Annotated in this window: 7 protein-coding genes and 1 pseudogene; 3 read left to right on the plus strand and 5 right to left on the minus strand. The window is 59.8% G+C overall.

All coding sequences use genetic code 11. From position 1 onward, the window contains the following. The 3 genes and pseudogenes from BRO63_RS33795 to BRO63_RS33805 form a co-directional block, all read left to right on the plus strand. Positions 1 to 294: pseudogene (locus BRO63_RS33795) on the plus strand (hypothetical protein); the annotation flags it as partial. A gap of 10 nt (positions 295 to 304) precedes the next feature. Next, positions 305 to 1,057 (plus strand): arsenical resistance protein ArsH, encoded by a 753-nt coding sequence (gene arsH, locus BRO63_RS33800; protein WP_006221928.1) that lies wholly within the window; start codon positions 305 to 307, stop codon positions 1,055 to 1,057. Between the two features lie 192 nt (positions 1,058 to 1,249). After that, the gene (locus BRO63_RS33805; RefSeq protein WP_100220332.1) at positions 1,250 to 1,669 is read left to right on the plus strand and encodes a universal stress protein; all 420 of its coding nucleotides are present in this window, start codon (positions 1,250 to 1,252) and stop codon (positions 1,667 to 1,669) included. Between the two features lie 86 nt (positions 1,670 to 1,755). On the opposite strand, the gene BRO63_RS33810 is transcribed toward BRO63_RS33805, so the two are convergent. The 5 genes from BRO63_RS33810 to BRO63_RS33830 all read right to left on the minus strand — a co-directional run bounded on the left by BRO63_RS33810 (position 1,756) and on the right by BRO63_RS33830 (position 7,462). Continuing rightward, complete coding sequence (locus BRO63_RS33810; RefSeq protein WP_006221926.1) at positions 1,756 to 3,033, minus strand: FAD-dependent oxidoreductase; 1,278 nt, start codon at positions 3,031 to 3,033, stop codon at positions 1,756 to 1,758. Between the two features lie 105 nt (positions 3,034 to 3,138). Continuing rightward, positions 3,139 to 3,630 carry a MarR family winged helix-turn-helix transcriptional regulator gene (locus BRO63_RS33815; RefSeq protein WP_035212055.1) on the minus strand — a complete coding sequence of 164 codons (492 nt, stop codon included), beginning with the start codon at positions 3,628 to 3,630 and terminating at the stop codon, positions 3,139 to 3,141. A 33-nt stretch (positions 3,631 to 3,663) separates the two neighbouring features. Then, positions 3,664 to 4,992 carry a sigma-54-dependent transcriptional regulator gene (locus tag BRO63_RS33820; protein WP_006221924.1) on the minus strand — a complete coding sequence of 443 codons (1,329 nt, stop codon included), beginning with the start codon at positions 4,990 to 4,992 and terminating at the stop codon, positions 3,664 to 3,666. Between the two features lie 17 nt (positions 4,993 to 5,009). Continuing rightward, entirely contained in the window at positions 5,010 to 6,527 is a 1,518-nt protein-coding gene (locus BRO63_RS33825; protein WP_006221923.1) for a sensor histidine kinase, read from the minus strand. Further along, the gene (locus BRO63_RS33830) at positions 6,524 to 7,462 is read right to left on the minus strand and encodes a substrate-binding domain-containing protein (protein ID WP_006221922.1); all 939 of its coding nucleotides are present in this window, start codon (positions 7,460 to 7,462) and stop codon (positions 6,524 to 6,526) included. Before BRO63_RS33830 ends, BRO63_RS33825 begins: the two co-directional genes overlap by 4 nt. Positions 7,463 to 7,575: the final 113 nt, after the last annotated feature.

Consider the following 7,575-nt stretch of genomic DNA (forward strand, 5'->3'; position numbering starts at 1 on the left):
GTCAGTTTTCGATGCAAACGCTGGGTCAGTTTTCAGTGCAAACCAACAGTTCGTGGCATGGTTGTGCCTGAAATGTTGAGCCGACATGCCTACGGAGCCATCAACGGGCTCCTGACCGTGCCGATGACATTTGCGCGCGCCGCCGCCCCGGTGGGCGCCGCGGCCCTTTGGGCCATTGGATCCTCCTACGACGGAGTGCTTGTCTCAATCTTGGTGGTGGCGTTATTACTGGCCGCAAGCTTCTGGCTGGCAGCGTGGCTCAGCCGCCCAAAACTACAATTTTTGCCCGAGTGAGTGTATTGCAATGACGACGTATTCTTCACCCTCTGACCTCGATCTTCCGAGCCTGGATGACTCTTTGCTGGACGTCCCCACGCACGACAAGCTGTCGCTGACGGCCGGCGCGACGCATCCGCCCCGCATACTGCTGCTGTACGGTTCCCTGCGTGAACGCTCGTACAGTCGGTTGCTCACTGAAGAGGCGGCGCGGATTTTGACGCGGCTCGGCGCCGAGACCCGGATTTTCGATCCGAGCGGCTTGCCTTTGCCCGATAGTGTTCCCGCGGACCATCCAAAAGTGGCTGAATTGCGTGCACTATCCCTGTGGTCCGAGGGGCAGGTATGGTGCAGCCCCGAGCGGCACGGCACGCTTACGGGTGTGTTCAAGAGTCAGATCGACTGGTTGCCGCTGGAGACGGGTAGTGTGCGGCCGACACAGGGCCGCACGCTTGCGGTTATGCAGGTTTCGGGGGGGTCCCAATCCTTCAACGCGGTAAACGCCTTGCGCGTGCTGGGCCGCTGGATGCGCATGGTAACCATCCCGAACCAGTCCTCAGTCGCCAAGGCGTTTCAGGAGTTTGACGAAGCCGGCCGCATGAAGCCTTCGCCCTACTACGACCGGGTGGTGGATGTCATGGAAGAACTCTATAAATTCACACTGCTGGTGCGGGACCGAAGTGACTATCTCACGGACCGATATAGCGAGCGCAAGGGCATGGCCGAGGAGATCGCACGCCTGGCTCGTGAAGCGATGACGCATGAGACGGAGACCCAATAAGGTTTACGCCCTCCTCTCCTTATCTTCATCAACTTGACGAACGGACTTTATTTCCATATACCTGGACATACGGAATAGCTTCCGTTCTTTTCAAGAAATGCGGGTGGGACCGGACCGGTTATCCAGCCTATCGACGTTCCGATCAGCCTGAGGGACGCCGGCGAATCACGTTGCCTGGCCTCATGGGTGAAGATGATGTTTACGCGCATTCTGGTGGATTTCGACCTCGCACACCTGAGTCGGCCATCGTTGGTGGCGCTCTTGGACTTGGCACAAGCCAACCATGCTGCATTGACGTTCCTCGCAGTGCGCCCAAAGCTGGATGAGCTTTTGAGCGAATCCGAGGAGTCATTCCTCGCTGATGTGCATAAGCAGATTGGGACCGAGTGGGCTACGCTCTTGTCCGCAGCTCGAGAACGCGAATTGCAGCCGCGTCTTCATATCCTTGCGGGCGATTCTATTGAGTCTCTTTTGGCATTCGGGCGTGAGATGGACGCCGACCTAATCGTCGCAGGCAATTCGCACTGCGGCGGCCTCAAGAACGCCATTCTGGGAGTCCCGTGCAAAGAGCTTTTAGGGCGCGCAGATGTGGCCATCCTGATCCTTCCTTAAAACCACCTCGTCGACGTGGACCGTCTTCATCGGCAGCGGGGTCGCAGATTGAACCTCCGCCTGCGCCCTCCGATGACAATTGCAGATTAGGTGCAGCACTTTGCTTCAGCGCTTGCACGACGAACTTGCGTGTTACACACACCGGTCTCAGGAAGCACAAGCTCCACTCGTTTTGCAGCTTCCAAGTCGCCGGCTAGTGCGGCCACAACAGATCGGACCTGTTCATAGCCTGTCAGCATTAGAAACGTAGGCGCACGCCCGTAGCTTTTCATTCCAACGACGAACACCCCCTCGTCGGGATGCCCCAGTTCCGAGGCGCCATGGGGCCGAACTGTCCCGCAACTATGCACATTCGGGTCGATCATTGGAGCCAAGCGAATAGGGCTTTGCGTTGCAGGATCGAGTTCGAGCCTAAGCTCCGCCATCAACCGAAGGTCGGGACGAAATCCCGTTGCGACGACAATCTCGTCGACGGGGGCAAGCGCCTTGACGCCACTGTGAACCGTCAAGCCCTCGTCGGAATCGCTCACGCGGTCAACGTCGACACCGGTGAAAAGCACTATCCTTCCCTCGTCCAGAAGCTTTTTGACTGTCGTTCCCAACCTACCGCGCTCCTCAAGCTGGTCATTCTCTCCGCCTCCGAAAAGCCGATCGGTCGAAGCCCCGCGGATCGCCCAATAAACCCGTGTACCAGGTTCAATGCTGGCCAGTTCCACTAGGTCCTGAAGCGCATTGAAGGCGGAATGGCCCCCGCCAATCACCAACACTCGACGATTGGCGTATCGCTGCCGGGCGTCTCCCAGAATGTCGGGAATGCCATAGGCGATCTGGGCCGCGAACCGCTCTTCTCCCAAGGCCGGGATGCCATGCGCGCCCATCCAGTTTGGTGTGTTCCAGGTGCCAGAGGCATCGATAACTGCCCGTGCCCGGACATCCCGCTCGCCATCGGGTCCGCTGACCCGCAGCAGGAACGGTGCGGCAGCGCGATCCTGGCTTCTCATGACATCGTGCCCAACGCGGCTGACCGCCATCACGCGGTGATGGGTCTTCAGGCAACGCTTGATCGGCGCCAATTCCGACAAGGGCTGCAAATACTGCGCCAGCAATTCGCGTCCGGTGGGATAAGCGTCACTGGGCGGGGCAACCCAACCTGACTGCGCGAGCAACTCGCCGGCCTTCTTGTCGATGTTGTAGCCCCACGGAGAGAACATCCGTACATGTCCCCACTGGTTCAGGCTTGCGCCCGACTGGTCCCCTGCTTCGAATACGACGAAGGGTATGCCTCTGTCCAGCAGATGAGCGGCGGCGCTCAGCCCGACGGGGCCGGCTCCGATGATTGCGACGGGGTGGTCATTGATGCGCATTCCAGGTACCTCTCTTCATGGGGTTGGGACACGGCCGAAGCCGTATTTAATTGGTACTACCAACTATTTGCTTAAAAAAAAGCCGCAATTTCTACGGCTTGGACTCTACGGCTCAAACTCCACGGCACACGTCGAGGCGACGCCACAACGTGCTTGTGCGGCGCGCGTCAACTGCCGCAGCAGATCAAGCGATGCCTCCAGGACCTCGGGCTTCATGTGTTCGATCATGGCAAATTCTTCGGCAACCAGATCCGCCCGAATGGTCTGATACAGCTTGCGCCCCGCCGCGGTCGGCTCAAGCTGCACCGCCCGGCGGTCGGCGGCATCTTCGATCCTTGTGACGTAGCCCTTGCGTTCCAGCGAATCAACAATTCGGCTGGCCGTGCTCTTGTCCAGGAACATCACCAGCGCAAGCGCCTGCAACCGCAGCGGCCCTTGCTTGACCAGGGTTTCCAAGGCATAGCACTGCGCCACGGACACGTCATAGCAACAAATGCGATCGCGATCGCGGAATTGATGGACCCTGATCAGCTGGTTCACCGCTTCATAGAGCGCTTCGGCGTCCCGACTGGCCAGACGTGTTCTTGTTGAATTCATTCTTGGTGGCTAAATTAGTTGTTGGTGCCAACGTTATTCGCTTTGGCGCTTCAGGTCAATACCGTAGCGCTTCATTTTTTGCCACAGGTTCTTCCTGGATATGCTCAAGACGTCGGCCGTTTCTTGAATGCGGCCGCCGTGCCGGCGCAACACCTCTTCGATGTACAGCCGCTCACAGATCTGTTGGTAGGCGTTGAGCGTGGCCTCTTCCCCACCTTGCGGCTCATCGTGAAAATGGTCGCCGTCCGGACCTTCAGGAAAGATGTCCCCCGGCAACAAGACGCTGGACTGGCTTACCAGACAGGCGCGTTCGATCCGGTTATGCAATTCGCGGATATTGCCCGGCCAGGGGTACGCCTGCATCTTGGCCAGTGACAACGGGTGCAGGGTTTTTGCAGGCTCTCCCAGGCGCTCGGCAATGCTGGTGGCAAACCGTTTGGCCAGCCAGAGGATGTCTTCAGGCCGATCGCGCAGCGGCTTTACCTCAAGGGTGACGGTGTTGATCCGGTAGTAAAGGTCTTCCCTGAACAACTTGGCGCTGACCATCTCGGCCAGGTTTCGGTTGGTGGCGCAGACCAGGTCGAACTTGGTGTGGGTGTCGTGTTCGGCGCCCAGTCGGCGGACACGCTTTTCCTGTATCGCACGCAACAGCGCGCCTTGCAGCGCCGGCGATAGCTCTCCGACTTCATCCAGGAACAGCGTGCCGCCGTCGGCTTGTTCGAAGTAACCCTTGCGTAGCTTGTCCGCACCGGTATAAGCCCCCTTTTCATAGCCGAAGAATTCCGCTTCGGCGATGGTGGAGGCAATGGCGCCGCAGTTCACGGCTACGAACGGCCGCGCGGTAAGGTCCGGCCCCGCCTGGCTGTGGATCAGTCGTGCCAATACCTCTTTGCCAACCCCTGACTCTCCAACCAACAGGACGGCCGACGCACGGCCCGCCAGCCGGGGCACCATGCGGCGTAGATTCTGGGCCGCCTGCGACACCCCTAGTTCCGTATCGCTTTCCGGCGAGGCCTGCGCCGGGACAACATCGCGCACGGTCTGGATCAGCGTCGCGATGTCAAAAGGCTTGGTCACGTAGTCCTTGACGCCGAGCTTCAGCAAATCCACGGCCCTTTCCACCGTGGCATAGGCGGTCATCAGGATGAACGGTGGCAATGTACCGCCCTGCGCCACCAACTGTAGATAAAGTTCGTCGCCATCCAGGTCTGGCAGGCGGACATCGCTGATCACCACGCCATAGGCATTGGCGTGGATGGCCTCCCTTGCCTCATACCCCTTGGAAAACCAGTCGGCACGGATTCCCTCCAGACGAAACCTTTCCACAATGGATTCGCCCATGATGGCGTCGTCTTCGATCAAACAGACATATGGCTGTATCACGGCGTCAGCTCCAAGTTCGTTTTTTCAATGGGTGCGGCGCAAGGCAGTGTGATGGTGAAGGCGGTGTAGCCTTCTTCGCTTATCACTTCGATCGTGCCTTGCAATTGCGTGACGATTTGGTAAGTCACCCACAGGCCCAGTCCGCGGGAGCGGCCCTCTGCCCGCCCCGCTCCCCGGGCATCCACCCGGTAAGGCTCAAACAAATGGGGCAGCACATCGTGTGGAATGTGCTGCCCGGAATTTGCAATTTCTACTGAAAGGCGGTCGGCGGTTCCGGTCACGGTGCAACTGACGCTACCGCCGCGTTCCACGGCGTTCTTTGCGTTGATGAGCAGGTTCAAGACCAACTGGCGCACCAGATGCGCGGGCAGCGGCAATTCGTCCCGGGTGGTGACGTCCCACAGCAACGAGGCGTTCTTCTCCGATAATTCGGGCTCGATCAGCAAGCGCAGATCCTGCCAATCCGTGGTGTGCATGAAGGCCGAATCCAGGCGCGCCTCCACCAGCAAGGCACCGACCGTATGCCGAATCTGCATCAAGCCCCGTCGCGTCAGGCCGACTGTTCTTTGGGTTAATTCATCGTAGGAACCGTGCTTTTCCAAGGTATCCAACGCGTTGAGCATGCCGCCAAGCGGGTTATTGATCTCGTGCGCGACCCCGGCAGCCACTAGGCCTACCGCTGCCAGCCGTTCGGCGGCAATGATTTCCTGTTCAAGCGCTTCCTGTCGTTCCAGTTGCGTCAGCATGGATGCAAAGCTGCGCCCCAACACCGCGATTTCGTCGCTTCCTTCCTTGCGCAAGGAAAGTCCGATGTTGGCCGCCGGTTCGCGCCCGACACGCTGAGTCGCCTGGGCCAAAGACAGGAGCGGCCGTGCAATGCGGTTTCCCCATAACCAGCCCAGCGCCAGTAGCAACAGCAGCCCGGGAATACTGACCAGCAGCACCTGGCTGACCAGGTCGTACAGGCGCTGGCGCCAGATGCTAGCGTCGTAAGACGCCAGCACGTATCCAGCCAATCCCGCATCTTCAGACACAACTGCGGCGCCGGCGACTGCCAACGTGGCGTCCAGGCTATCGGGGGTATTGAATACAAAGGTGCGCGGATCGTCACGCAGGGTTTGCGCCGCAGCAGCCAGCTCGGTGGGCAAACCGGCGCCGGGCGTCAGCACCGGATAGCGATGCGGATCGGATGACGCATACACATGCAAGCTGGGGTCCAGCACAATGATCGACCGCAAGCCTGGGGCGCCATCTCCTGCCGTGAGCGGTATGCGCAACGCCTCGTAGACCCGCCACAGATCGTCACGCATCAAGGGTTCGCGCACCGACAAGGATAAAACCTGCGTTAACGCCATCGCGCTTTGCCGCGTGTCTCGCAGCATGCCGACGTAAGCGGTTCGCATCAGCGTCGCGGTAACCACCAGTTCCGTTACCACGATCGCGGCGGCCAAGGCCAACGGCACCTTGTAGCGATAGCTGATTCTGGACCAGGGGTTCCAACGGGCTGACTTCATGCAGAATCTCGTGCCGGGTTTTCGCCCGCTGACGTGCGCACCAACCCACGGATACCGTCGTACAGGCTATCGGCCCCCTCAACAAACCGATCGAGGAATAGGCGCTTGAGTATCAAGCGGCCATCCGAACGCGCGTGCATCTGGAGCAAAGCATCGCGCAGCGCAAGCGCGGTGTCGTCGGCAACATGCTCGCCGACCACGATGGGCGGAAACCCATATTCCGGGGATCGCCATGCGACGCGGGTGCCGGCGGCGCGCGCGCCATGTTGCGACGCAATGCTGTCCCAGACGTATCCATCGACCGCCCCGCCGCTGGCCAGCCCCGCCGCGACCGCCTCCACAACTTTGCTGTGCGCAAAGGTGAAGAAAGCCTTGCTGAAAAACCGTAGCGGGTCCTGATGCTCGGCAAGCAGTTCCGTCCGAGGCACCAGAAAGCCGGAATTAGAAAGTGGGTCGCTGTAGGCGAAGACCCGTTCGCGCAAGCCTGCAATTCTTGCCGTGCTTCGGTCCTCCTTGGGCACGATCAGGTACGACCGGTACTGCGGTTTGCCTTGGTACTGCGGCACCACCAGCAGCTTGAGCTTATCGGCGTTCAAGACGTAGGGGTAGCCACAGATCCATGCCGCGTCGATCTGGCCGCGCAACAGCAGGTCCACGATTTCCCCGTAGCTGCGTCGTTGGACGAACTGAATGTCCTGCTTAAGCGCTGCTTGAAGATCGGCCCGCCAGATATCCAGCAGTTGGAGCTGGTCGTCCAGGAACACCGCGGTCGTGCCTAACAGAAGCGGCGCGGACGCCGCTGCGTTGCGCGGCAAGGTACAGGCCGCGATAGACGCTACGCCGGCCGCGAGAAAGCTGCGGCGGTTACCGAACGGTAACGCCAGCCCCTGTTGGGGCGCCTGGACGTTACCTCTCCGGCATCGCGTTGTGCCCATGGTCTTGGTCTCCTCCTGTGTAGGGCAGTGCCAGAGACACTTGGCATGCCCTTTGCTTATCGCTCTACAGAGTACTGAAGCCGTCATTTCGTTTCAATAGGAAATATCGACAT

It is taken from the genome of Achromobacter xylosoxidans, assembly GCF_002192695.1.
Taxonomy (GTDB): Bacteria; Pseudomonadota; Gammaproteobacteria; order Burkholderiales; family Burkholderiaceae_B; genus Achromobacter; species Achromobacter xylosoxidans_C.

Coding starts and splice junctions, on each gene's coding strand:
- BRO63_RS33805 (WP_100220332.1), top strand. CDS start 1,250: ATGATGTTTACGCGCATTCTGGTGGATTTCGACCTCGCACACCTGAGT.
- arsH (WP_006221928.1), top strand. CDS start 305: ATGACGACGTATTCTTCACCCTCTGACCTCGATCTTCCGAGCCTGGAT.
- BRO63_RS33810 (WP_006221926.1), bottom strand. CDS start 3,033: ATGCGCATCAATGACCACCCCGTCGCAATCATCGGAGCCGGCCCCGTC.
- BRO63_RS33825 (WP_006221923.1), bottom strand. CDS start 6,527: ATGAAGTCAGCCCGTTGGAACCCCTGGTCCAGAATCAGCTATCGCTAC.
- BRO63_RS33815 (WP_035212055.1), bottom strand. CDS start 3,630: ATGAATTCAACAAGAACACGTCTGGCCAGTCGGGACGCCGAAGCGCTC.
- BRO63_RS33830 (WP_006221922.1), bottom strand. CDS start 7,462: ATGGGCACAACGCGATGCCGGAGAGGTAACGTCCAGGCGCCCCAACAG.